The following is a 25,399-nucleotide window of genomic DNA, read 5'->3' on the forward strand; positions in this document are numbered from 1 at the left end:
AAAACTACTGAGAATTGTAATTACTGGTCTCCTTATTTGCACTTCTTACCAAATCTGCTAATAACGACCCCACTATTTGCACTTCTTACCAAACTTGCTAATAACGACTCCAGTATTTGCACCTTCAGCCAAACTTGCTAATAACGCACCCACTATTTGCACTTCTAGCCAAATCTGCTAATAACGACACCTAACACCCAACTCCCCAACATAATATTCACCTAATTCCTACATCACACTCACCCACAAATAAAAAAAGAGTTTGGGATACGATACCCCAAACTCTCTATATAAAGATTACATTTTTCTTACTAATTTAATCATCACATATTGTAGTGGTAATCTACCCCACAACGCCCATTTTGGTAATTGTTTACCGTTTAATGGGATGTTCTTTTGTGCCATATAAACATTTGCTGGAAATACAGCTACTAAGAACCATTCGATTAATTTTTTCATTAAGCTACTTGGCTTTTTGATCATTAACATGATACCAAATACGATTTCCATCACGCCTGTTATCCAAACAATTGCTTTTTTAAATGGTAAATAGTTTGGAACGATTGCTTCAAAACCTTCTGATCTCACTAAATGCATCACACCTGCAAATGAAAATCCTATTCCAAATAATCGTCTAACTATATTCATTACTTAATCCCCATCTCATTTAAATAGCTTTTACCGAATTCAGGTAACGTCACATTAAAGTTATCTGCAATTGTTGCACCAATTGAACTGAATGTATCATCACCTGATAGTTCATGATATTCTTTAATGCTTGGACTATACATTAATAATGGTACATATTCACGTGTATGATCTGTACCTGGAGCAGTTGGATCGTTACCGTGATCTGCTGTAATAATGACTAAGTCATCTTCATTTAATACTGCTTGTAAGTCTTCTAATCGGTTATCAAAGTCTTTAATAGCTTGTGCGTAACCTTCTTTATCTCTTCTATGACCATACAATGCATCAAAATCAACTAAGTTTAAGAAGCTGATTCCAGTGAAATCACTTTTTACAACATCGATTAATTGATCCATACCGTCCATGTTATCTTTCGTTCTAATAGCTTTCGTAACACCTTCACCATCGTAAATGTCATTAATTTTACCGATTGCTATGACATCGTAATCCGCATCTTTTAAAGTATTCATAACTGTTTTACCAAATGGTTTCAATGCATAGTCATGTCTGTTTGATGTTCTAGTGAAGTTACCTGGTTCGCCAACGTATGGACGAGCAATAATTCTTCCTATTAGATATTTAGGATCTTTCGTAAGCTCTCTAACTTTCTCACAAATATCATATAATTCTTCTAAAGGAATAATATCTTCATGTGCTGCAATTTGTAACACTGGATCTGCAGATGTATATACAATTAAATCTCCAGTTTCCATTTGATGCTCACCATATTCATCGATAATTGCAGTACCTGATGCTGGTTTATTTGCAACAACTTTTCTACCAGTGATTGATTCAATTTCTTTCACCAATTCTTCTGGAAAACCTTCTGGATAGACTTTAAAAGGTTTATCAATATTTAGACCCATGATTTCCCAATGTCCTGTCATTGTATCTTTACCAACTGAAGCTTCACTTAATTTAGTATAGAATGCTTCTGGATTTGATACTTTTTGAACTACTGGTAAGTCTGCAATATTACCTAAGCCTAACTTTTCTAAGTTTGGTAATGTTTCATTAAAACCTTCAAGTGTATGTTTTAATGTATGAGAACCTTCATCACCGAATGCTTTAGCATCTGGTGCTTCACCAATACCTACTGAATCCATTACGATTAAATGAATACGTTTAAATCGGTTTGTCATTTGACACACTCCTAATCTGTAATCACTTTATGAATTAATGTTGGTTTAACTTGTTCGTCAGAAATTGTGATGTTTTCTAAAATTTTAGCTTCTACATCTTTAACATCTTCTTGATTTGCGTAAATCGTTACTAACGATTCACCCGCTTCAACTTTATCGCCAACTTTTTTATTTAATACTAAACCAACTGCCAAGTCAATTATATCATCCTTTGTTGCTCTACCTGCACCTAAAAGCATTGAAGCAACACCAATTTCATCTGCAACGATGTGTGATACATAACCTGAAGTTTCAGCTTTAACTTCGAAAGTATATTGAGCTTGTGGTAATTTTGTAACGTCATCTACTACAGAACCGTCTCCACCTTGATTTTCAAGGAATACTTTGAATTTTTCTAATGCTTTACCATTTTGAATCACTTCTAAAAGTTTTTCTCTCGCTTCATCTAAAGTTTCAGCTTTCTTAGCTAATACAACCATTTGAGAACCTAAAGTTAATACAAGTTCAGTTAAATCTTCTGGACCCTCATCTTTTAATGTTTCAATCGCTTCTTTCACTTCTAAACCGTTACCAATTGCTCTGCCTAAAGGTTGGCTCATATCAGAAATGATTGCCATTGTATTTCTACCTACATTATTCCCGATTTTTACCATTGCATGCGCAAGTAACTCAGAATCTTCAATCGTCTTCATAAATGCACCTGCACCAGTCTTAACATCTAAGACAATCGCATCTGCACCTGCTGCAATTTTCTTACTCATAATTGAAGATGCAATTAATGGAATTGAATTGACTGTACCTGTAACATCTCGTAAGCCATAAAGCTTTTTATCTGCAGGTGTTAAGTTACCTGTTTGACCGATTACGGCTACTTTATCTTTATTCACTAAATCGATAAATTCTTGTTCACTGATTTCAACATGGAACCCTTCAACCGCTTCAAGTTTATCGATTGTACCACCTGTATGACCTAAACCACGTCCGCTCATTTTTGCGACTGGTACGTCTAATGCTGCTACTAAAGGTGCAAGTACAAGTGTTGTTGTATCACCTACACCACCTGTAGAGTGCTTATCAACTTTAATGCCTTCAATTTCAGATAAATCAATTTGATCGCCTGATTCAACCATAGCCATCGTTAAGTTCGCACGTTCTTCATCTGTCATATCTTGAAAATATATAGCCATTGCTAAACTAGACGCTTGGTAATCCGGAATATCGCCTGCAGTATATCCTTTAACAAAAAATTCAATTTCTTCTTTCGTTAATTCTTTCCCGTCACGTTTCTTTGCAATTACATCAACCATTCTCATCGTTAATACCCTCCATTTTTTGTATGAATACGCTTACCTTAATTTGAAAAATTAAAGGTACTATTTCAAGTACCATTAATTTTTAGTAATCTGAATCTGACGCTTCACCTTTTAAAATTTTAACGCCTGCTGAAGCACCAATACGTGTTGCACCATTATCTATCATTGTTTTAACATCTTCGTATGAACGGATACCGCCAGAAGCTTTTACGCCTAAATCAGGACCAACTGTTTCACGCATTAATTTAATATCTTCTGCAGTTGCACCACCAGTTGAAAATCCTGTTGAAGTTTTAACAAAATCAGCACCTGCTGCAACAGCAAGTTCACATGCTCTCACTTTTTCAGCATCTGTTAATAATGAAGTTTCAATGATAACTTTAGTTGTTACACCGTTAGCTGCTGAAACAACACTTTCGATATCTTTTTTAACATCTTCATCTCTACCGTCTTTTAATGCGCCAATGTTGATAACCATATCTACTTCTTGAGCACCTTTTTTAATTGCATCTTCTGTTTCAAATGCTTTAACTTCACTTGTGTTTGCTCCAAGAGGGAATCCGATTACTGTACATACAAGTACATCTGACCCTTCTAAAGCTTTCTTGGCATGTGCAACGTGTGTAGGATTGACACATACTGATTTGAATCCATATTCTTTCGCTTCACTTAATAAAGCATCAATTTGTTCCAAAGTCGTATCTGGTTTTAGTGCTGTGTGATCGATATATTTAGCTAATGACATGTTGAATCCTCCTAATATTTTTTGATTAAGTCTATTATATAACGTTATTGAACATTTGTAAAACGATAACTGAAATATTGTTCACTAATCTAATAACGCCTGTGCAGTGTATTGATCTGTAATTAAAATATTACTCAATTTACCTTCAAGTGCACCTCTAATTGAAGCGACTTTATGCTCACCTCCAGCAACTAATACTGAATGTTCTATACCTTTCAATGCATCAAGTTCAATACCTATTGTTCGATTATTAATAGCTTCGTCTGCTACTTCACCTTTGCTATTATAAAATCTTGAACAAATATCTCCGACTGCTGATTTTTTAAGTCTGTCTTTTTCTTCTTCACTCAAAAATCCTAGTTTAAATAATAGGGCAGAATCTCTTACAGTTCCTACAGTAAAAATCGCAACATCAACTTGTCTACCTTGATCGAGTATTGATTTAATATGTCGGTCTTTTTCAACCATATCTTTTACTTCTTTTACATCAAAAATAACGGGTAACGGTAAATCTCTCGGTGTCGCATTATAAGCTTGAGCAAATCTTTCTAGAATTTGATGACTTCTTGTATCAACATCTGAAAAACTAATACCGCCCTTCAACTGGATAATACCAATATCATTAAAATGACTTTGTTCTAGATATTGAGAAACTTGATACATCGTTTTACCCCAACTTATACCAATATTATCCCCGTTTTTCACAATTTTATTTAAATATTCAGCAGTCTTTTTACCAATTGCCGTTTGAATATTTGAATAATCGTTATAAGATGCATGTTCAACAACACAATCTTTTAAATTGTATTTCGCTTTTAAAAGTGAAGCTAAACTTTCTGCATCTTGATAAGGGTCATCAATTTTAATCGTAACAAAGCCTTGATTTTTAGCATGATTCAATAATCTTGATATCGTTGGTCTTGAAATATTTAACTTTTTCGCAATCGCTTCTTGGCTCAAACCTTCTTGATAATATAGCTTTGCAATCTTGATACTATCCTTGTTCTTTTGTAAATTCATCCCTATTCACCACTTTCTTTCACTCTTATCGTACAAAAATTCGCAAAAAATTTAAACAAATGTTATCTTTAAGATGAAAAAACTTTTATTTTATTTAAAGGAGAAGATAGTTATGACTCAAGGGACACCACATATTCAACCAAATGGTGTAAAAATCGCAAAAACAGTACTAATGCCGGGGGATCCATTACGTGCTAAATTTATCGCTGAAAACTTTTTAGAAAATGTAGAACAATTCAACGATGTAAGAAATATGTTAGGTTACACAGGAACTTATAAAGGTAAAGAAGTATCTGTTATGGGTTCAGGTATGGGTATTGCTTCAATCGGTATTTATTCTTATGAACTTTATAATTTCTTTGACGTAGACACAATTATTCGTATCGGATCATGTGGTGCTATGCAAGAAGATATCAACTTATACGATATTATTATCGCTCAAGGTGCATCTACAAACTCTCGTTATGTTGATCAATTCAACGTACCAGGTTACTTCGCACCAATCGCAGACTTCGGTTTAGTAGCAAGCGCTAAAAACAAAGCAGACGAAATCGGCGCAACATCACACGTAGGTAATATCTTCTCAAGTGATATTTTCTATAATGCAGACTCAGAAGTAACAAGCAAATGGGCAAGATTAGGTATCTTAGGCGTTGAAATGGAATCAGCAGGATTATATATAAATGCCGCAGCAGCTGGTAAAAAAGCGTTAGGTATCTTCACAGTAAGTGACCACTTATTAAGAGATGAAGCAACAACAGCAGAAGAAAGACAAAATTCATTTACACAAATGATGGAAATTGCATTAGAAATCGCAGAATAATTATAAAAAAAGAGCTGAGACGATTATGACCGTCTTAGCTCTTTTCATTTGTGATAGTGAAGGAGTAATATTGGTTGCGTTAGGTTCCAGGATTTAGATAATTAGAGGTCGCTAACTTCCATTATTCTGAATTCTGGTAATTAGGCGGGCCACTCTTACGGACATTTCTCGGAATTCTGTCCCTAACACCTACACCGATTATCTCTCTTCATCTCAACTTCCTCATTATTCTATACCGCACGCTTCTGCTACGACTTCTACGATATGTTTGACTTGTATTTTGTCTTCTAATCCTTCATTTTTAACACCTAACAACATTTGCAAGTGACATCCTGGATTTGATGTGATGATTAATTGTGGCTCTATTTCTTTTACGTGACTCATTTTTCGATTTAAGATTTCCATCGATGCATCATAATTCACGATATTATATATACCTGCTGAACCGCAACAGATGTCTTTTTCGGGTAATACTTTATATGTTAGTCCTTTTATTTGGTTGATTACTTTTTCAGGTTCATTGAATACATGTTGTACGTTTTGCAAATGGCATGATGGCTGATAAGTGGCTTGAATATTAATCGGGTGTTCTAAGTTTAAGTCAATGTCTTCTAATATAACGGATATGTCTCTCACTTTATCAACAAACTGTTCAGCTCTAGCTTTCCACTCCGCTTCATTTCTCAATAAATGATCATATTCTATTAACGAAGCGCCACAACCGCCAATAGCATTGACATAATAATCTACATCGTATTTTTCTAGCGCCTCAATATTGAGTTTGGCTAATTTTCTTGCTTTATCCATTTCTCCAGCATGATGTTGAAGTGCGCCACAACAAGTTTGTTGTTTAATTTCTATAACTTGAATATTATGCGCTTCTAAAATTTTTATCGCAAGATCGTTTATATGTGAGAAAAATGAATTCATCATGCAACCTCTGAAAAAGCCAATTGTTGTTTTTTTCGTTCTAAAAGGTGTTTGGTAAGGTCGTTTATCTTTTTGAACTGGTGGCAAAATCATCGCCATATTACCTAATCTTTCTGGTAGTAATTTCAATGCATTTGTCTTATTTAAAATCCCTGAAACAAAAGACGTATGATAGAGCTTCAAGCCTTTATACATCGCATCTATCATATATTGACGTTCTAAAAATACAGACATAATTTGCGTGTCTAATTTTTTATTTCGCTTTTCTCTTAATACTTCGACTGCCGATTCATAAATGTCGCCGTATTGAACATTCGTTGGACAAACTGTTTCACATTGTCTACAGCCTAAACATAAATCAATTGCTTCTTCTAAATCTTTAAGTTCAGCTTTACCTTCAACTGCATATTTAACAAGATTGATTCTACCTCGTGGAGAATGTTTTTCTTCTTTCATCGTTAAATATGTAGGGCAAGATGGTAAACAAAAGCCACATTGAACACAATCAAAAGTCGCATCATATGCTAATTTTGCAATTAGATTATTCGTCATGGACTAACACAAACCTTTCATGCTCGTCTGGAAAGATTTTACCTGGATTCAGACGATTATTAGGGTCCAATGCCTGTTTTACATCTTTCATAAATTTCATGCCTGCTTCATCAAATTCGTTATACATAAATGGCTTTTTAAACAATCCAATACCATGTTCACCGCTTAATGTACCACCTAATTTCAGTGAAGCTTTAAAAATTTCAGCAACTGCTTCTTCAGCTCGTTTCATTTCTTCTGGCTTACGTTTATCCGTAATAATATTAGGATGTAAATTGCCATCTCCAGCATGCCCAAACACAACTAAATTTAATTGATAAGTTTGTCGAATTCTTTCAATTTCTTCAAAGAAAGCTGGAATTTGACTGACCGGCACACTTGTATCTTCACTTATCTTTGTTGGTCCAAATTTCACGATAGCTGGTGACACAAGTTTACGCACTTCCCAAAGTTCGGATGCCTGTTTTTCATCTTCAGCAATAATGACTTTACAACCAGGTAACGCAGCACATGTTTCTTCGATGATTTTCATTTCTGCTTCAAGTGCTAAAGGATGACCATCTAATTCGACTAACAATACCGACTCAGCATCGGCTGTCACATTCTCAATTGGATGTGTCGACAACACAGCATCAACACAATATTTATCCATGATTTCGATTTTAGAAGGTAATATACCCGATCTTAAAATTTTGGATACCGCTTCACCTGATGTAATAAAATCATCAAACTGCAACATTGCTGTCTTTGTATCAATCGGCTTAGGAATCAATTGTAAAGTAGCTTTTGTAATAATACCGAGCGTACCTTCTGACCCTACGATTAATTTTGTCATATCATAACCTGTTACATTTTTTACTGTGCGTCCACCACAGTGAATAATATCTCCATTAGCCGTTACGACTTCTAATCCAACAACATAGTCTTTCGTGACACCATACTTTAAACATCTTGGTCCACCTGCATTTTCAGCTAAGTTACCCCCAATTGTTGAAACACGAGAACTGGATGGATCAGGTGGATACATCAGTCCATATGATTCAGCAACTTTATGAATTTTCTCAGTGATAACGCCTGGTGAAACTTCCATCATTAAATCATTTTCGTAAACTGTTATTTCATTGTCCCATCTTGAAAAATCCAACACAATACCACCATGAACAGCAAGTGGTCCTCCACTTAAACTTGTGCCACTACCTCTTGGATAAATTGGTACGTCATATTGATTACTTAACTTTACAATATGCACCACTTCTTCAGTAGACATTGGCTGACAAATAATATCAGGCATGTATTCTCCGAAAGAAGCATCAAAACTATAACTTGAAAGATCCGCTACTTCTTTAGAAACGCGCCCATTATCTAAATGTTTCTTTAAAGCATGATAGAGTTCTTCCATGTTATCCCCCCCTCAATATGAAATTATATTCATGATAGCACTGTTTACTTTAATTTTCATTCCAAGTGAATACGTTTACATTTATGATTTAAAAAAATACCTAATCCAATATGTTCATGGATTAGGTATTTTTAATTCAATATTATTTTAAGAATGATTTTAACATCCAGTTGTGTTTTTCAAGACTTGTTACCATTGCTAATAACATGTCACCAGTCATATCGTCGTTAACTTTTTCTGCTAATTGAATACCTTCTTCTAATTGAGCAATTACAGTTGTGAAGTCTTTAGATAATTGTTCAACCATTTGGTTTGCAGTTAAGTTTTTCTCAGCTTCTTCAATAACTGACCATTCTAATGCTTCTCTTAAAGTAGCGATTGGGTTACCTTCAATTGCTAAAATACGTTCAGCTAAATCGTCAACATACACACTTGCTTCATTGTAAAGTTCTTCAAATTTTTCATGAAGTGAGAAGAAATTTGGTCCTTTAACATACCAGTGATAGTTGTGTAATTTAGTATATAATACTGTCCACTCTGCTACTTGTTTATTTAATGCTTCGATTACTTCTTTATTATTTGCCATTTATTTTACACTCCTCTGTAGTTATCTTTTCTTGATTACATTAATTATTATATTATAATCATTCTAATCTGTCAACAATAATTAGCAACTTATTTATAATAATTATAAATAAGAGTTTAAATCTACATAAAAAAGAAGGTAAAGCCTACATTAGACTTATACCTTCTTTATCGTTTTATAAACATTTATTCTGCTTTCTCAAGCTTAAGTGGAATCTTAATTTCTTTCTCAAGTTTCTTACCGTCCATCAATTTAATGATAGAGTCTACTGAAGCTTTACCCATCTTATCAGGTTGTTGCGCGACAGTTGCATCTAGTTTGCCACTTTTAATTGCTTTCATTGCATCTTCATTACCATCAAATCCAACTACGATTACATCTTTATCACCAATTGCTTCGATAGCACCGAGTGCCATTTCATCATTGTGTGAGAATATCGCTTCTACTTCTGGATGTGCTTGTAAGATATTTTGTGTCACGTTTAATCCTTCTGCTCGATCAAACTTAGCACTTTGTTTAGCAATGACATCAAGTGATTTGTCGGCAACTTTATGGAAGCCTTCTCCTCTTTCTCTTGTTGCACTTGCACCTGGAACACCTTCTAATTCAGCAACTTTAGCATTTTTACTTAATTTATCTAAAATAAATTGTCCGCCCATTTTACCGCCTTCAACGTTATCTGAAGCGATAAATGTTGCAACATCACCTTTATCAACTGATCTATCTAATGTAATAACAGGTATACCTTCATTATTTGCTGACTGAACGGCACTAGAAATTGCACTAGAATCAGTAGGATTGACAACTAAATAATCAACTTGTTGTTGAACTAAATCTTCTATATCATTTGTTTGTTTAGCTGAATCATCTCTTGCATCAACTACCTTTACTTTCATACCTTGTTTTTCAGCTTCTTTTTCAATACCTTCTTTAATTGAAACGAAGAATGGGTTATTTAATGTTGAAACACTGACACCAATCGTTATATCAGATTTTTTCTTATTTGTTTTACCTTCATTATCTTTTTTCAATGGCGATTCAAGTGAACATGCCGCTAAAAATAACACAGTTGTCATTAAAAGTATTAATAATTTCTTCATTTGTTTTCCCCTCAATCTAATTGATTATTTTTTTCTATCTATTAATACAGCAATTAAAATAACAATACCTTTTACGACTTGTTGGTAGAATGATGATACTCCTAATAAATTCAGACCATTATTAAGTACACCAATAATAAGTACACCAATAAACGTTCCAACAATTCTACCTTTACCGCCTGTTAAAGAAGTTCCGCCTAATACAACTGCAGCGATAGCATCTAACTCATATGATGTACCGGCTGTAGGTTGAGCTGAGTTTAAACGTGATGTTAAAATTGCACCTGCTAATGCAGACATTAAACCAGAAATACCATAAATTAAAATCTTTACTCTGTTTACTTTAATACCAGAAATTTTTGAAGCGACTTCATTACCACCGATAGCATATGTATGTCTACCAAATGTTGTTTTTTGCAAAATAATCGCCAATATAATAAATACAATAATCATTGTGACTGCTGGTACTGGAATACCGAAGAAATAACCTTTACCAAATAGTTGGAACATATAACTATCACCTAAATTAGTAATAGGGTTACCATCTGTTACAACGAGTGTTAAACCTCTAAATATTGTCATCGTTGCAAGTGTTGCGATGAATGGTGCCATACTCCCGAATGTTACTAATACACCGTTAAATACACCTAATAAGAAGCCACCAAGTACTCCGACAATCAATGCAACAATTGGATCTAAACCACTTGTAATTAAGATTGCAGTAAATGCACTTGATAATGCGAGTATCGAACCGACTGATAAGTCTATGCCGCCAGTTAAAATAACAAATGTCATACCAAAAGCAATTAACCCGTTAATTGAAACTTGTCTTAATAAGTTTAATAAATTCGATAAATCTAGAAATGCTGAGTTCATAATACTAATCACAACGATTAATAATATAAGTCCTATAAATGGAATAATTTTTTCGACTAATGAAGTCTTAGCTGTTAGTTGTTGCATGTAATTCCCCTCCTGTAGCTAATGTCATAATATTTTCTTCTGTTATATTTTCGCCTTCAACTTCACCTTTAATATTGCCTTCTTGAACAACAATAACGCGATCACTCATGCCGATAACTTCAGGTAACTCTGAAGAAATCATAATAATCGATACACCACGTTCAGTTAGCTCATTCATCAATTGATAAATTTCTCGCTTAGCACCAACGTCTATCCCTCTTGTCGGTTCATCTAAGATCAAGATTTGAGCACCTGTACCAATCCATTTTGCCAATACTACTTTTTGTTGGTTACCACCTGAAAGTGAGGATACTAGTGCTTTTCGTGGTGTCTTAATATTGAGCCTTTTGCTCATTTGATCTGCAAACACATGCGTCGCTTGCTCTTTAATAAACCCTTTATTCGAAAAGCTTTCAAGAGATGGTAGAACCATATTATGTTCGATTGAGAAATCGAGAATGAGTCCTTCATCTTTTCTATTTTCAGTAATTAAGCCTAAACCATGTTTCATTGCATCTTCCGGTGACTTAATCAATACGGATTCACCTTTAATGTCTATATCTTTATGACCTTTATCAATTCCGAACAGACTTCTCATAATCTCAGTTCTACCTGCACCCATTAAACCACTAAATCCTAATATCTCACCTTTTCTTAATGAGAATGAAATATCTTTGATGCCTTGTTCATCATTATTAAGTGATTTAACATGCATCAATGTTTCACCTGGTTCAACGGTTCTTTCTGGGAATTGCTCTGTTAAGTCTCTACCTACCATTGATTTAACAATTTCATCATAATTGGTTTCGCTTGTAGGTTTGTATAATACAGTTTTACCATCTCTCATAACGGTAATTTCATCAGAAACCTCAAATATCTCAGCCATTCTATGTGAAATATAAACGAATGAAACGCCTTGATTTTGAAGATTTTTAATAAGTTTAAATAACTGTGTGATTTCTTTATCTGTAAGTGCTGCAGTTGGTTCATCCATGATGATAATTTTTGCATTGGTCATTAAAGCTTTAGCAATTTCTATCATTTGTTGTTCACCGATTGAACATTTTCCTGCAACTTTCTTCAATGAAATACTAAAGTTTAATTTTTCAAAGACTTTTAATGCTTCTTGCTTCATTTTCTTCTCATTTAATATGCCAAATTTATTGCGCATTTCTTTCCCTATAAACAAATTTTCAAGCACTGTTAACTCTGGCCAAATATTAAGCTCTTGATGTATAAACGTAATACCTGCTTCTTCTGACATTTGAGCATCTTTAAAGACAACTTCTTGATTGTGATAATTAATTTGACCTGCATCCTTTTCATGAATACCAACAAGAATCTTCATTAAAGTTGATTTCCCTGCACCATTTTCTCCCATAAGCGCATGAACTGAAGCTTCTTTTAATTTAAAATCTACGCCAGTTAACACTTTATTTTGGCTAAACGCTTTATGTACACCAGACATTTCTAGCATGAAATCCCTCCTTAAAATAAAACATCACTTTCTAATATGACGTTTGCATATGGTGTTGCTTCCCCTGTTCTTATAATTGCGACAGTATCTTGTGTTAATTTTTTTAATTCTTCGTGTGATACAAATTCTCTTTCAACACCTGTTTCTTGAATCTTTTCATAAAGTGCTGAATTATCCGTCTTCATTTCTTCTGCAAAAATCATTTTCTGTACAGACATATGTTCTAACAAAATATCGTAAACGCTTTCAAAACTTGGTACACCAAAAGTCAGTGCTAAATCAATTTTTCGCACGCCTTTTGGTACTGGTAATCCACAATCTGCTATCACAATACGATCTGTATGACCAAGATCACTTAATACTTTAGAAATTTCACTGTTTAATATCCCTGTCTTATACATGCCATTCTCCTTCAATATCTTGTAATGTTGGCATTCCGCCTTGTGCACCTAATCCAGTTACTGAATGACTTGCTGCTATATTAGCAAATGCTAATGCTTGATCTAAGCTGTATTCTTTTTGAAGCGCTACTGCAAATGCACCATTAAATGTATCGCCAGCACCTGTCGTATCTTTCACTTCACGTTTATAACCTGGTACTTGAACTTTTTCTTTACCATTATGATAAGCTGCACCTTTATCACCTAAAGTTACAATCAATTTCATTGGATATGCTGCTAACGCTTCATCTAATTCACCTTTAAACATCTCATCACTTTCTGTTTCGTTAGGTGTTAAGTAATCAACTTTTTCAATAACAGTGTTGCTTACTTCTCTATATGGTGCAGGATTCAGAATTGAAATCAAACCGTGTTCTGAACAATATTCAACAGCAAATTCAACTGTTTCACTTGGAATTTCTTGTTGTAATAAAACGATATCGCCTTCTGACAATGCTTCTAAATGTTTTTTAACATAGTCTGGCGTCACTTCATTGTTAGCTGAAGGTACGACAATAATACTATTATCTTGTTCAGATAATGTTATATGTGCTGTTCCAGATGGCATTTGTGTAACGGGTTCCACACAATCCACAATAACGTGATTATTTTGAAGATTTTCATATATTTCTTTACCAAAATCATCATCGCCAACTCTACCAATCATATGTACGTTATCGCCTAATCTTGCAGCTGCGACTGCTTGGTTTGCACCTTTCCCACCAGGTGTTGTAAAGAAATCGTCCCCAAGAATTGTTTCTCCTTTACCTGGTCTTTTAGACGCTGATACAACTAAATCTATAGACATACTTCCGATAACTGTAATTTTCTTCATATTAATCTCTCCTTGTTGATTGTCTTTCCACTAAAGTTACATCTAATATTTGATGATGTTCTCTTTGTTTACCTTCCAACTGTTTAATCAATTGTTGACATGCTTTTTGACCAATTAAATAAGCAGGTTGATGAATCGTTGTTAAACTTGGTGAATATGTACGTGATAACGGTATATCATCATAACCAACCACTTGTATATCGTCTGGTACTGTGTATTGATAATTATAAAGAATACTCATGACGTTAAATGCGCCAACATCATTACTACAAATAATGCTATCAATGTCGTGTTCTTTAATTAAGTTAAGCAAATCATCTTCTGATAAAGATAATTCATTAGCTGAAACATAGTTGATACCCGCTTCATCTAACATTAACTTCGCACCATTGAATCGCTCTCTAAATGATTTGTAATTTAAATCTTGTTCCAAAATAAGAACAGATTGCGCTTTACCGTTAATCACTGCCTGAGCTTGAAGTTGTCCACCTTTGTAATGATTTGTTTCAACAAATTCATGATCTTCGTACACACGGTCTAATAGAACAAAAGGCATATTATAAGATTTAAATGAATCAAAAGTTTCCTTACTCGATAATTGTGAAGCAATAATACCACTACAATTATGTACGTTAAATGTATTTAAATAAGCAAGCTCTTTCTCATCATTGCCATCACCATTTCCAATAATGATATGATAGCCCATCGCCATCGCTTCATCTTCAACACCTCTAGCAACTACTGTAAAAAAAGGGTTACTCATATCTGGTAATAATAGTCCTATCATTCTAGATTGTCGTTTATATAAAGTTCTTGCTGTTTCATTAGGTCGATAATTTAATTCTTGAATTGCTTTATCAATTTTATCTTGTGTTTCCTTCTTAACATAACCACTTTTATTAAGCGCTCTAGATACAGTAGCAACAGATACTCCTGCATGTTGCGCAACTTGTTTAATTGTTGCCATACTTCAACTTCCTTTTATGTAACCGTTTACACAAAAGGATATCACGCAATCTTTATTTATGCAATATTAATTTAAAAAATATTTTCTTTCTTCAGGTGTCGGTAATCGACAAGCATTTTTCAAAATCACTTTATGTCTGATTTTGGCAAATGCATCATAGCCAAAATCTCGTACGAATTTCGGTATCCATTTCAAAGCCAATCCTAAAAATTGATAGCCTTTTATTTGACCTAATAAATGAATTATCGCCTTTGATTTAATCCATACTTTGTCGCCATCTAAAACAATAATGCTATCTATATTTTGCAAATCAGGTCGCGCTTCAAATAAATGATCACCATATGAAGATTCTAGTTGAGCAAATTGAAAACGAGTCGAAATCTTATGATGAATTAACCACATCACAGCACGATTACAATATCCACAATCCCCATCATAATAAACAATAGCGATAACAATCACTCCAATTATCATTTTCTTAAACGTAACACGACAGTATGATAATTAAAAGTTTTAGAGACACAATTACGAATAATGTCCCTAACAAAAAGTGCTAGGACTCTTCTATCCTAGCACTTCTTCAATTCTATAATTAAGCAGCTTGTTTTTTAAATTCTTTATATTCTTCTTCATTAATTTTGATAATTTTAAATCCTACATATCCAAAGATGACGGATATGATTGGTACTGTATAGTTGAAGATTGCATAAATACTATAATCTAATACGTTCACATTCAATGTTTGAGCGATAAATACCCCACATGTATTCCACAAGAAGAATACGGATGTTACAGTACCACCGTCTTCAAGTGCACGTGATAAGTTTTTCGGATGTAATCTTCTTTCTAAAAATGTATTAATGTACATTCTTGAAGGTATTACAATCGATATGTATTGTTCTGAACATGAAGCGTTTGTACCTATACATGAAATAATAACAGATGCTATTAAACCACCAGTACCTTTTGCAATTTTTAAGATTTTTGAAATGATTGATTTTAGCATGCCTGAATATTCTAGAATGCCTCCAAATGTCATCGCAACGATAGTCATTGAAATTGTATAGAACATGGATTCTAATCCACCTCTGTTGAACAATTCTTTGACTAAATCATTTTTAGACTCTAATACAAATCCAGTTTGTAATGTCTTCACACTGTCATGAAGACTTCCACCTTGAATAAATATTTGTGATAAGAATCCTAAAACAATACCGACAACTAATGCTGGTATTGCTGGCACTTTAAATGCAACTAATATAATAACTATTACAGGTACGAGCAACAGCCACGGCGAAATTGTAAATTTGTCTAGCATTTCATTATTGATGGCATCAATTTTTGCTTGGTCCATATTACCAGCTGAAAATTGTTGTCCTAAAATAAAAAATACAATTAATGAAATGATAACGGCAGGTACTGTTGTATAGAACATGTGTTTAATATGATCAAATAAATCTGTACCTGTTAGACCTGCTGCTAAGTTTGTCGTATCTGATAATGGGCTCATCTTATCACCAAAGTATGATCCAGATATAATAGCACCTGCTATCATGCCTGCTGGTATATCCATACTTAATCCAATTCCCATACCAGCTACACCAACTGTAGCCATTGTTGACCAACTACTACCAATAGCTAATGATACGATTGCACAAATAACTGCGATGGTTACTAAAAATAATGATGGCGTTATTAATTTCAAGCCATAGTAAATCATTGTGGCTACTACGCCTCCACCTATCCAAGCACCAATGATCAGTCCAACTAAAATGATAATGACGATTGCTGGTAAGGCTAGTCTAATACCTTTATACATCATTTCTTCGATGTCTTGCCAGCTATACCCATGATAGTAAGCTACAATTGCTGCAATTGCTGTTCCTATCATTAACGGTATGTGCGGAGCTTGCTCTAAAACGACTACTGTAAATAACATACTGATAATCATAAATAAAAATGGCACAACGGCCCAAAAGAAACTAATCTCTTTCTTAGATGTACTATTATTCTCCATAGATAACCCCCCTAAAATAAAGCGCTTACATTTATAATTTTACTGGTTTATACTACATATTACAATCCCATAATGACAAAGCCTGGACAAATATTTATGTACCAGACTCATACTTATAACTCATATAATTATTCATTAAGCATATATATAACTTCTTGCATAATTTCATTGAATTCTTCTTTATATTCATTGTTAAAACGTAAAATAACTGCTCGTTCGTCTGATTTTAAGCGATTTTTTAAAATGTACCTTTTTTCAAATAAACGTTTAATCGCTCTCGCTGATTTATTTTGTTTGATATAGCCTTTTTTCATAGCATCTTTTAGATGCACTTCTTCCACTTCATTTAATTTCATTAAAAAGAAAAATTCATGCTTCTTTAGACCATACTTTTGTTCAATAACTAAAAAGATATTATCAATTTTATTTTGCTGATCGAAAAACGCTGAACATGTTGAAATTGCTTCTGAATAAGATTGAGTCTTCATAATATGACCTCCTGTTTTTCCGCTAATTAGATTTTCTTAAAATAATTTTAACACAAAATTAAATAACATCAATATGGAATTTAAATATATATTTGCCAATTTATGTATTTTTCTAGAGGTAAATTATCAAACTGAAATGACTAACTCACAAAGTGTATAGAAGTACTATTATTTTACAAATAAAAAAAGATTATAACTGTAATCGTTATAATCTTTTTCTTGTATTCAATTAATTGTAGATATTTACTTTTTAGCTTTATCTTTTAAATAGAATTCTTTTCCTGTAAAGAATTCTGTTGTTAAACTTTTAACTTTAGGTGCTAACATCACTACTGCGATAATATTCGGAATCAATATACATGCAAGTGCGATGTCTAATAAATTCCAAAGTTGTGTACCAGCACCGAATGCACCAAGCGCGATTGAGAGTACATAAACAATCTTCATAATAAAGCCTGCTGTTAAGCCAAATAAGTATTCTGCCATTCTTGATCCATAGTATATAACTACGATGATTGTTGAGAATACGAAGAAGACCATTGAAATAGATACAATCCAACTTCCAAATGTTCCAAATGCATTATTAAAGGCGCGAGCTGTAAGTGCAGCCGATTGTTCTTTAGCATCATTATCTTTCCAAACATCAGATACTAAAACAACAAATGCTGTCGTACTACAGATAATTAATGTATCAACAACGATTTCACTAACACTCCAGAATGCTTGTCTTACAGGATGGTCTGTCTTTGCAGCAGCATGCGCAATTGGCGATGTACCAAGACCTGCTTCGTTAGAATAAATCCCGCGTGCAAATCCCCAACGTACTGTTGTGGCAAGTGCAGCACCGAAACTACCTCCTAATGCTGCATCTGGATTAAATGCTTTCTCAATAACTAACGCAATTACGCTAGGTACATGTTGAATATTCAGTATGATAATCAAGAATCCCATAATACAATATAAACCTACCATAACCGGTACGATCATTTCGGTAAATGTTGCGATACGTTGAATACCACCAAATACAACTAAAGCAGCAATAACAGCTAGCACGATTCCTGTTATACCCATATGAATATCGAATGTATCTTGAACAGTACTTGCAGCTGAATTCCCTTGTACCATAATACTTGGAATAAGTTCAAGCATTAAAGCAAATGCAAATACAAATGAAAATACTAATCCGACTTTCTTATTTTTGAAACCTTTTTTCATATAATATGTAGGTCCACCAACAAATTCTCCTTTATCGTTTTTCTCACGATAATATATACCTAGTACGTTTTCGGAATATTTTAATGCCATTCCTAGAAATGCGATTACTAACATCCAAAATACTGCACCAGGTCCACCCATCATAATGGCTGTAGGTACACCGACAATGTTTGCTGCACCTACTGTTGATGATAAAGCTGACGTTAACGCTTGCCTCGGCGTAATTGTACCTTCACCTTTAGGCTCTTTATTAATACTTCCAAAAGTTTGTTTCATCATATAACCAAAATGCCTAAATTGTATTAAACCTAAATACAATGTTAAAAATAAACTTGATACTAATAAAAGTGTGACGATTGGATATCCCCATAACCAATCTGAGAATGCTACGATTTTCTCCATAAAATGACCCCTTTGTAATTTTATTTGTGAAATATAAACCAAGCATAATTCTATATTACAGAATATTCTGCAATTTATAAACCTTTAAAAAAATAAAAACGGAATAAAATCTTAAGTGTTAAGATTTTATTCCGTCTATTTTATCCTACATGTAATACTCTACAATGTTTTAAGAATTGATGTGAATATTGTTCTTTAATGTCTTCAATCGAACCGTAACATAAACCAATCATACGCCATTTAGGATTATGACGATAGAAAGAGTCCTTTTCTAAACTCCACTTCACCATCTTACCTTCATGATTATACCTTGGTAATGTCATTTCATGACCATCAAGCACATTTAAGAATAATTGAAAGATTTCTGGATCTATTCTTTCAAACTGGTCAATCACTAGCCATTCTCTTTCTGAGTTCGTAATATGTCCTGTAATGAAACCTTCTCTATAATATAAAGCGCCACTTTCATTTGGTAAATATCGACCGTATAACATTTCTTCTGAGAAATCAGGATGACCTACTGTATATATACCTTTCGCAAGTTCACGTTCAACATAATGTTTCGCTTTTTTCAAACCGTCTTCTTTATTGTCACAAAGCATTAAAATAATAGGTTTATCTTTTTTAGGTTCATTTTCCTGCTCACGTTGAACAGACATCTCATATTGATTACTAGAACTTTCTTTGTAAGTACCATTACTCATATCTAACATCGCATCATATTGTGCTTTTGTTAAATTAGCAATAGACTGTTTCGAACTGTCTTGTAAGAAATATAATTTCTTTAACGTTTGATGTCTATTTAATTCGCCAATATTCACAGGATTAATATCTTCATGATATTTAACTTCAATACATGTAGAATCTGTTCTACCAGGTTGAGGTGGCAACTTATGTATACTATCTGACACTTCCCCAGTTCCGATAATCGACTGATTAGCATTTCTACTTAAAAATATAATCTGATCTCCTATTTCTAACTGAGTATAGTACGTATAACCATTTCGCTTAATACCATTTACAGTATGTGTAAATATTGTATACGTTTGATCTGGTTCAAATTGAATTTCTTCTGTAAGTAAGAAATACCTAGGAATTTTTATAGCGCCTTGTCCTAACCCTATAATTAAATCGAATTCTTCTTTCGTAATGCGATTAAACAATTGTTCTGTCATTTGTTTAATTCTAGATTCTAATTGTTCACTTCTCTTTAAATATTCAATTGATAACATTGTTAAAGATTGCTCAAACTTAAATTGGATGCTTACTTTTTGATTACCACCCGTTTGAACTTGTAAGATTTCGCCGAATCCAAGTAAGCCGACTTGATTTTGTACTTGATAATAAATGACTTTATCTCCTGGTTTGGCTGTCTTAAATGCATGATAACCTTGCGTTGGATTAAAGCTTGCACCTGATTCAAACACTGCAGTTTGGCCTTCTAATGGTTCCGTATGACGCCACCTATTATATCCACAATTTAACCAAAAGTAGTTTCTTTCTTCAGACATATGTATACTCCTTAATATCTATAATGATCGATTTTCATAATGATGTTTACTTTGATATCTTAATTTTATTTTTATATAAAAAACTACGCTTAAAATTTACTTTCTTAACAACACATTAATATTAACATTGTATAAGACATTCACACTCATGTCTATGTTTACAATCATAAAAAAAGAGCCGAGGACACATCATAATGTCCAAGACTCTTCAATGATTAATGTATAAAATTATAACTTGAAACTTGAGAAGCTGGTACCGTTCTGTAAGTTAGTACACCTGGTGATGAACTAAAATTCATTTCTGATACTTGAATGCTTCCGTTTGAATTAATTCTTTCAACAAATGATACATGACCATAGTATCCAGCTGATGATTGAAGGATTGATCCAACTGATGGTGTGTGATTAACAACATAACCATCTTTAGCAGCTGCACTTGCCCAATTATTTGCATTCCACCAGTAAGTACTAATTGGTTTACCTATAGCTTGACGACGGTTAAATACGTGCCAAGTACATTGACCCCAGTCGTATAAGTTTTGATGATTGAATGTCGGTGATGTGTATCCACTGTTGTTATTTGAATTAGAAGTAGAACCTGAACTTGATGCTGTTCCACTTACTTTTAATTTTTGTCCCGGATAAATGATAAAGTTTGATAAACCATTTAATGACATAATTTTTTGGTATGTCGTTCCATATCTAGCTGCAATCGCTGATAGTGAATCTCCTGACTTAACTGTATAAGTAGAAGTGCTACCTGAAGCATTAGACGCTCCACTGTTACTAGAGCTACCCGTGTTACTACTAGAACTTGCTGTTCCATTAACTTTTAATTTTTGTCCCGGATAAATAATCGTGTTGCTTAACCCATTCAATGACATAATTTTTTGATACGTCGTACCATATTTACCAGCAATAACCCCTAATGTATCTCCCGATTTTACTGTGTAATATGTCGTTGATGAAGTTGAAGTAGATCTTGAGCTCGTGTTCGATGTACTTGATGAGTTTGAAGTACCAGGAACTTGTAATACTTGATTTGGGAAAATAAGATTTGAACTTAAATTATTTAAGCTTTTAATTTTCGCAATCGTTGTATTATGCTTATCAGCAATCAGCCATAAAGAATCTCCACTTTTAACTTTATAAGTTGCTGCTTCCGCTTGATGAGAAGATACTGCAACTGCAACCGAAGCACCAACAAATGCCGCTATTGTCTTTTTCTTCAAAATAACTTACCTCCATCTTCTTACAGTTTATTTATGAATTCTTATTAATTATACACCGTAACCTTTACCGTTTATATTACAGTTTTATTTCATTTTCATTAATCCTATAATAGTATATTACTTTTAAAGATTAATTAGAAAATGAACAAATATAATAAATCGCATATTATAACTAGCGCAAGATAAATTGGAGGTGGGTAGGAAGGTAATATGTGTGAGTGTTCGTGCGACACACCCTGTTTTTGTGCCTTAGCGCACGATATCTCCAAGTTCGGGCGATATTATCCTATCATACATAAAAACAGTAGAAATTCTTTTACAGAATTTCTACTGTTGATTTATTATGCTTTATACGATCAACGATAACCCTGCTAAGCATGGCATAAGGTTGACTAATATGCCGCCTATTTTGAGTCCTGCTGATATGTCTTTGTCTTTTAATGTAGAGATTGCAAGTATTAAACCAATTAACGCAATGATAAATGGAATGACTGGCGTTGGATACTTAGGCATTCCGAAAAATAATCCTAATCCTGCAATGACTGCACATACTAATGATAAATATAGAAATTTTTTCATTTGATAGACCCCAATCTACACATAACTAATGATGACTTCTAATTCACCATTTATGTGATTATCTAAATCATCTGCTGTCATGATTAAATGTTCGCCTTTTTCAACTTCAAATACATTACCATCTGTAATGATTTCTCCGCTTCCAGCTATCACGCTTACTAAGCAATAGTCTCTAGGTTTTCTAAAATTAAATGTCCCACTAATTTCCCACTTAGCAACTGTAAAGAAGTCGCTTTCGATTAATAATGTTCCTTTTTGGTCTTCATCATCAATCCTTTTAGGTGGTACATTTGGGCTTTGTGCACCGACAGTTATAACGTCGATACTCTTTTCTAAATGAAGTTCTCTTTTCTTGCCGTCTTTATCAATTCTGTCATAATCGTAAATTCTATAAGTTGTATCAGAATTTTGTTGTGTTTCTAGAATCATAATACCGCTACCTATTGCGTGAACTGTTCCACTAGGTACATAGAAGAAGTCGCCTTTTTCTACTTTTACGCGTTTAAATAAATGATCCCAATCTTCATTTTGTATAAATTCTTCTAATTGTTGTTTTGTATTTGCATATGTACCATATATAATTTCTGCATCTTCTTTAGCATCTATAATATACCAACATTCTGTCTTACCAAATTCACCGTTTTCATGTTCATGTGCATATGTATCATCAGGATGTACTTGTACTGATAGTTGATCATTTGCATCAAGAATCTTAGTTAATAATGGGAACTTTTCTTCTGTAGGATTACCGAAAAGTTCTGGGTGATTTAACCAAACTTCATCTAAAGTTTGCCCTTTATATGGTCCGTTTGCGATTTCGTTTGGCCCATTTACATGTGCAGATATCCCCCAACATTCACCGATTCGTCCTTCAGGCAGGTTATATCCCATATTTTCTAAATTTCTACCACCCCATATACGTTCTTTGAATACAGGCTTTAAAATTAATGGAGACATTCAATCATCCTTTTCTAATTGTTGTTATATATTGTATACCGCTTATTTTTATAATCGTTTTAATGTACCAATGGTGATTGTACCATAACGACACTATATTGTGGAATACTCATAACACAGATAGATTGAATTTATAACTATTAACAATTTTATAATTATTAAAATGTATAATACTATTTATTCAAATGAATATCTCCACCTGGTCCTAATGGAATGCCCAGTAAGAACCAAATAATCATGAATAACGGCCAAACGATACCTAACACAATTGAATATGGCATTAAACTTGAAATTAATGTACCTAGTTTCATATTTTTATCATATTTTTGAGCATATGAAAGTAATAATGGTAAGTATGGCATCATTGGTGTAATCGGATTTGTTATGGAATCACCGATACGATAAACCATTTGTGTAAATGCTGGATGATAACCTAATAACATAAACATTGGTATAAAGATTGGTGCCAATATTGCCCATTTAGCTGAAGCACTTCCGATTAACAGATTAATTAAACTACTTAGAATGATAAATCCAATAATCAAGATGACCCCATTTTGACCTTGTAATAATTCTGCACCTTTTACAGAAATGACAATACCTAGATTACTCCATTCTAAATATGCTAAAAGTTGAGCAGCAAAGAATACAATAACGATAAAGCTACCCATTGTGGACATGGAATCTGATAACATTTTTCCTAAATCTTTTGTATTTGAGATTTTCCCTGAAAGAATACCATATACAAAACCAGGCACGAAAAAGATAACTAAAATAATGATACCTACACCATCCATTAACGGTGCTTTATCAATTAAACTACCTGTCTTTGGATTTCTTAACCAGCCATTTTCAGGAATTGCTAAAGCAAGTAATAACGCTACAACAATAAAGAAACTAATATTCGCAAACTTCAATGCTTTACTTTCTTTTGCACTAATTTTATTATCATCACTTTGATCCTCAGAACCTTCATCAGGTTTGTATGTACCTAAACGCGGAATAACGACTTTCATACTGACATAATAAATAGATGGTAATAAGATGATTGTTGATGCTGCAATAAAATACCAGTTCATCGCAACATTTAAATTGATGTCTTTATCAATAATTTCAGCTGCTGGTTTCGTAAATGCATATACTAACGCATCACTCATACCTAACGTAACGTTCGCAGCAAATGCACCTAGTGCTGAGGCATAAGCCATCGCAAGTCCAGCAATCGGATGATAACCTAACTTTATAAAGACTAACGCTGTTAATGGTGGTAACACGACTGGTGCTGCATCTCCTGCAGCATTACCGATAATACCTACAAATATAATAATGGGAACAATAATTTTTCTAGGTGCTTTTTGAACAACTTGGATCATTAACTTATCAAAATAACCCGTCTTTTCAGCAACACCTATACCTAACATAACTGCTAGTACTAAGCCTAACGCAGGAAATTCTGAAAAATTCGTGATAGATTCACTAATAATTTTTCCAAAACCTTCTCTAGAAATTAAATTTGTAACTTCTACAGTCTTCCCAGTTGCAGGACTTTCAACTTTTATGTGAAATAATGAAATAAACCAAGACAGAAATATTAACGCTGCACATAAGAAGAAAAATAGTATACTCGGATCGGGTAATCTATTCCCTGCTCTTTCTATTAAATTTAGAAATCTATTAATGATTGAAACTTTTTCTTTTGTTTGATTCATATATTATCCTCCCATCAGTAAATTAAAAACAGTATATCAAACTGTGTTTAATTTTTGAAGGTTCTGATAATTTTACAAATGTTTTTATAACAAGTCTTTATATATATTTTTAAATCACATTTAAGTGTAAATTTGGCATCTTTTTTTAAGAATTAACATTGATAAAGTGCACCGTTGACCTTATACTAAGTATACAGATGATAAGTTGTAATAAATGTACTTCATTTTCGAATAGACATCATGCAATTTATTATTAACTGTAAGAAGTCTTTATATATGATTATGAAATGGAACGGATGGGGTTACA

At 33.4% G+C, this 25,399-nt stretch carries 24 protein-coding genes; 1 reads left to right on the forward strand and 23 read right to left on the reverse strand.

The genetic code is table 11. From position 1 onward, the window contains the following. Nucleotides 1-297: 297 nt before the first annotated feature. From LQ686_RS00120 to LQ686_RS00140, 5 genes are all read right to left on the reverse strand, one after another. Nucleotides 298-648: a DoxX family protein gene (locus LQ686_RS00120; RefSeq protein ID WP_103360676.1), complete on the reverse strand. Its 351-nt coding sequence runs from the start codon at nt 646-648 to the stop codon at nt 298-300. Further along, nucleotides 648-1,832 (reverse strand): phosphopentomutase, encoded by a 1,185-nt coding sequence (gene deoB / locus LQ686_RS00125; RefSeq protein WP_103360677.1) that lies wholly within the window; start codon nt 1,830-1,832, stop codon nt 648-650. The genes LQ686_RS00120 and deoB overlap by 1 nt, the downstream gene beginning before the upstream one ends. Before the next feature lie 11 nt (nt 1,833-1,843). Beyond that, complete coding sequence (locus tag LQ686_RS00130; protein ID WP_103360678.1) at nt 1,844-3,145, reverse strand: pyrimidine-nucleoside phosphorylase; 1,302 nt, start codon at nt 3,143-3,145, stop codon at nt 1,844-1,846. 82 nt (nt 3,146-3,227) lie between these two features. Next, on the reverse strand, nt 3,228-3,890 hold the full coding sequence (gene deoC / locus LQ686_RS00135; RefSeq protein ID WP_037589818.1) for a deoxyribose-phosphate aldolase: 663 nt from the start codon (nt 3,888-3,890) through the stop codon (nt 3,228-3,230). Between the two features lie 84 nt (nt 3,891-3,974). Further along, complete coding sequence (locus tag LQ686_RS00140; RefSeq protein ID WP_103360680.1) at nt 3,975-4,910, reverse strand: sugar-binding transcriptional regulator; 936 nt, start codon at nt 4,908-4,910, stop codon at nt 3,975-3,977. A gap of 112 nt (nt 4,911-5,022) precedes the next feature. On the opposite strand from LQ686_RS00140, the gene deoD reads away from it, so the two are divergent. Then, nucleotides 5,023-5,733 (forward strand): purine-nucleoside phosphorylase, encoded by a 711-nt coding sequence (deoD, locus tag LQ686_RS00145; RefSeq protein WP_103360681.1) that lies wholly within the window; start codon nt 5,023-5,025, stop codon nt 5,731-5,733. A 225-nt stretch (nt 5,734-5,958) separates the two neighbouring features. Here deoD and LQ686_RS00150 read toward each other — a convergent pair whose 3' ends face one another. The 18 genes from LQ686_RS00150 to LQ686_RS00235 all read right to left on the reverse strand — a co-directional run bounded on the left by LQ686_RS00150 (nt 5,959) and on the right by LQ686_RS00235 (nt 25,092). Then, nucleotides 5,959-7,215 carry a (Fe-S)-binding protein gene (locus LQ686_RS00150; protein WP_103360682.1) on the reverse strand — a complete coding sequence of 419 codons (1,257 nt, stop codon included), beginning with the start codon at nt 7,213-7,215 and terminating at the stop codon, nt 5,959-5,961. Next, complete coding sequence (locus LQ686_RS00155) at nt 7,205-8,614, reverse strand: FAD-binding oxidoreductase (protein ID WP_025906398.1); 1,410 nt, start codon at nt 8,612-8,614, stop codon at nt 7,205-7,207. Before LQ686_RS00155 ends, LQ686_RS00150 begins: the two co-directional genes overlap by 11 nt. A gap of 142 nt (nt 8,615-8,756) precedes the next feature. After that, nucleotides 8,757-9,200 (reverse strand): Dps family protein, encoded by a 444-nt coding sequence (locus tag LQ686_RS00160; protein ID WP_103360683.1) that lies wholly within the window; start codon nt 9,198-9,200, stop codon nt 8,757-8,759. A gap of 185 nt (nt 9,201-9,385) precedes the next feature. After that, nucleotides 9,386-10,300, reverse strand: a complete 915-nt coding sequence (locus LQ686_RS00165; protein ID WP_037588978.1) for a D-ribose ABC transporter substrate-binding protein — start codon at nt 10,298-10,300, stop codon at nt 9,386-9,388. Between the two features lie 24 nt (nt 10,301-10,324). Then, nucleotides 10,325-11,263 carry an ABC transporter permease gene (locus tag LQ686_RS00170; protein ID WP_025906404.1) on the reverse strand — a complete coding sequence of 313 codons (939 nt, stop codon included), beginning with the start codon at nt 11,261-11,263 and terminating at the stop codon, nt 10,325-10,327. After that, nucleotides 11,244-12,740, reverse strand: a complete 1,497-nt coding sequence (locus LQ686_RS00175; RefSeq protein WP_119494741.1) for a sugar ABC transporter ATP-binding protein — start codon at nt 12,738-12,740, stop codon at nt 11,244-11,246. Before LQ686_RS00175 ends, LQ686_RS00170 begins: the two co-directional genes overlap by 20 nt. Before the next feature lie 11 nt (nt 12,741-12,751). Then, complete coding sequence (rbsD, locus tag LQ686_RS00180; protein ID WP_119494740.1) at nt 12,752-13,141, reverse strand: D-ribose pyranase; 390 nt, start codon at nt 13,139-13,141, stop codon at nt 12,752-12,754. Next, a complete protein-coding gene (gene rbsK, locus LQ686_RS00185) occupies nt 13,134-14,015 on the reverse strand; it encodes a ribokinase (RefSeq protein WP_239733102.1) in 882 nt (293 codons plus the stop codon). The genes rbsD and rbsK overlap by 8 nt, the downstream gene beginning before the upstream one ends. A 1-nt stretch (nt 14,016) precedes the next feature. Beyond that, entirely contained in the window at nt 14,017-14,982 is a 966-nt protein-coding gene (locus LQ686_RS00190; RefSeq protein WP_119489579.1) for a LacI family DNA-binding transcriptional regulator, read from the reverse strand. Nucleotides 14,983-15,048: 66 nt separating this feature from the next. Next, a complete protein-coding gene (locus LQ686_RS00195) occupies nt 15,049-15,456 on the reverse strand; it encodes a thiol-disulfide oxidoreductase DCC family protein (RefSeq protein ID WP_233695040.1) in 408 nt (135 codons plus the stop codon). 118 nt (nt 15,457-15,574) lie between these two features. Next, complete coding sequence (gene nhaC / locus LQ686_RS00200; protein WP_103360688.1) at nt 15,575-16,999, reverse strand: Na+/H+ antiporter NhaC; 1,425 nt, start codon at nt 16,997-16,999, stop codon at nt 15,575-15,577. Between the two features lie 128 nt (nt 17,000-17,127). Continuing rightward, nucleotides 17,128-17,487: a transcriptional regulator, SarA/Rot family gene (locus LQ686_RS00205; protein ID WP_103360689.1), complete on the reverse strand. Its 360-nt coding sequence runs from the start codon at nt 17,485-17,487 to the stop codon at nt 17,128-17,130. 243 nt (nt 17,488-17,730) lie between these two features. Beyond that, on the reverse strand, nt 17,731-19,104 hold the full coding sequence (locus LQ686_RS00210; RefSeq protein WP_103360690.1) for an alanine/glycine:cation symporter family protein: 1,374 nt from the start codon (nt 19,102-19,104) through the stop codon (nt 17,731-17,733). A 140-nt stretch (nt 19,105-19,244) separates the two neighbouring features. Then, complete coding sequence (locus tag LQ686_RS00215; protein ID WP_103360691.1) at nt 19,245-20,615, reverse strand: EVE domain-containing protein; 1,371 nt, start codon at nt 20,613-20,615, stop codon at nt 19,245-19,247. 215 nt (nt 20,616-20,830) lie between these two features. Continuing rightward, complete coding sequence (locus LQ686_RS00220; protein ID WP_025906418.1) at nt 20,831-21,847, reverse strand: LysM peptidoglycan-binding domain-containing protein; 1,017 nt, start codon at nt 21,845-21,847, stop codon at nt 20,831-20,833. Between the two features lie 348 nt (nt 21,848-22,195). Beyond that, nucleotides 22,196-22,426, reverse strand: a complete 231-nt coding sequence (locus LQ686_RS00225; protein WP_048541014.1) for a hypothetical protein — start codon at nt 22,424-22,426, stop codon at nt 22,196-22,198. Nucleotides 22,427-22,441: 15 nt separating this feature from the next. Beyond that, complete coding sequence (manA, locus tag LQ686_RS00230; RefSeq protein ID WP_107565843.1) at nt 22,442-23,383, reverse strand: mannose-6-phosphate isomerase, class I; 942 nt, start codon at nt 23,381-23,383, stop codon at nt 22,442-22,444. A 173-nt stretch (nt 23,384-23,556) separates the two neighbouring features. Then, nucleotides 23,557-25,092: an AbgT family transporter gene (locus LQ686_RS00235; protein ID WP_103360693.1), complete on the reverse strand. Its 1,536-nt coding sequence runs from the start codon at nt 25,090-25,092 to the stop codon at nt 23,557-23,559. Nucleotides 25,093-25,399 lie beyond the last annotated feature (307 nt).

Origin of the sequence: Mammaliicoccus sp. J-M41 (assembly GCF_022385935.1) — a bacterium.
Classification (GTDB): domain Bacteria; phylum Bacillota; class Bacilli; order Staphylococcales; family Staphylococcaceae; genus Mammaliicoccus; species Mammaliicoccus sciuri_A.

What these genes read in the sequence shown, in the direction of transcription:
- LQ686_RS00120 (WP_103360676.1), bottom strand. Translation starts at nt 648, where the DNA reads ATGAATATAGTTAGACGATTATTTGGAATAGGATTTTCATTTGCAGGT.
- deoB (WP_103360677.1), bottom strand. Translation starts at nt 1,832, where the DNA reads ATGACAAACCGATTTAAACGTATTCATTTAATCGTAATGGATTCAGTA.
- LQ686_RS00130 (WP_103360678.1), bottom strand. Translation starts at nt 3,145, where the DNA reads ATGAGAATGGTTGATGTAATTGCAAAGAAACGTGACGGGAAAGAATTA.
- deoC (WP_037589818.1), bottom strand. Translation starts at nt 3,890, where the DNA reads ATGTCATTAGCTAAATATATCGATCACACAGCACTAAAACCAGATACG.
- LQ686_RS00140 (WP_103360680.1), bottom strand. Translation starts at nt 4,910, where the DNA reads ATGAATTTACAAAAGAACAAGGATAGTATCAAGATTGCAAAGCTATAT.
- deoD (WP_103360681.1), top strand. Translation starts at nt 5,023, where the DNA reads ATGACTCAAGGGACACCACATATTCAACCAAATGGTGTAAAAATCGCA.
- LQ686_RS00150 (WP_103360682.1), bottom strand. Translation starts at nt 7,215, where the DNA reads ATGACGAATAATCTAATTGCAAAATTAGCATATGATGCGACTTTTGAT.
- LQ686_RS00155 (WP_025906398.1), bottom strand. Translation starts at nt 8,614, where the DNA reads ATGGAAGAACTCTATCATGCTTTAAAGAAACATTTAGATAATGGGCGC.
- LQ686_RS00160 (WP_103360683.1), bottom strand. Translation starts at nt 9,200, where the DNA reads ATGGCAAATAATAAAGAAGTAATCGAAGCATTAAATAAACAAGTAGCA.
- LQ686_RS00165 (WP_037588978.1), bottom strand. Translation starts at nt 10,300, where the DNA reads ATGAAGAAATTATTAATACTTTTAATGACAACTGTGTTATTTTTAGCG.
- LQ686_RS00170 (WP_025906404.1), bottom strand. Translation starts at nt 11,263, where the DNA reads ATGCAACAACTAACAGCTAAGACTTCATTAGTCGAAAAAATTATTCCA.
- LQ686_RS00175 (WP_119494741.1), bottom strand. Translation starts at nt 12,740, where the DNA reads ATGCTAGAAATGTCTGGTGTACATAAAGCGTTTAGCCAAAATAAAGTG.
- rbsD (WP_119494740.1), bottom strand. Translation starts at nt 13,141, where the DNA reads ATGTATAAGACAGGGATATTAAACAGTGAAATTTCTAAAGTATTAAGT.
- rbsK (WP_239733102.1), bottom strand. Translation starts at nt 14,015, where the DNA reads ATGAAGAAAATTACAGTTATCGGAAGTATGTCTATAGATTTAGTTGTA.
- LQ686_RS00190 (WP_119489579.1), bottom strand. Translation starts at nt 14,982, where the DNA reads ATGGCAACAATTAAACAAGTTGCGCAACATGCAGGAGTATCTGTTGCT.
- LQ686_RS00195 (WP_233695040.1), bottom strand. Translation starts at nt 15,456, where the DNA reads ATGATAATTGGAGTGATTGTTATCGCTATTGTTTATTATGATGGGGAT.
- nhaC (WP_103360688.1), bottom strand. Translation starts at nt 16,999, where the DNA reads ATGGAGAATAATAGTACATCTAAGAAAGAGATTAGTTTCTTTTGGGCC.
- LQ686_RS00205 (WP_103360689.1), bottom strand. Translation starts at nt 17,487, where the DNA reads ATGAAGACTCAATCTTATTCAGAAGCAATTTCAACATGTTCAGCGTTT.
- LQ686_RS00210 (WP_103360690.1), bottom strand. Translation starts at nt 19,104, where the DNA reads ATGGAGAAAATCGTAGCATTCTCAGATTGGTTATGGGGATATCCAATC.
- LQ686_RS00215 (WP_103360691.1), bottom strand. Translation starts at nt 20,615, where the DNA reads ATGTCTGAAGAAAGAAACTACTTTTGGTTAAATTGTGGATATAATAGG.
- LQ686_RS00225 (WP_048541014.1), bottom strand. Translation starts at nt 22,426, where the DNA reads ATGAAAAAATTTCTATATTTATCATTAGTATGTGCAGTCATTGCAGGA.
- manA (WP_107565843.1), bottom strand. Translation starts at nt 23,383, where the DNA reads ATGTCTCCATTAATTTTAAAGCCTGTATTCAAAGAACGTATATGGGGT.
- LQ686_RS00235 (WP_103360693.1), bottom strand. Translation starts at nt 25,092, where the DNA reads ATGAATCAAACAAAAGAAAAAGTTTCAATCATTAATAGATTTCTAAAT.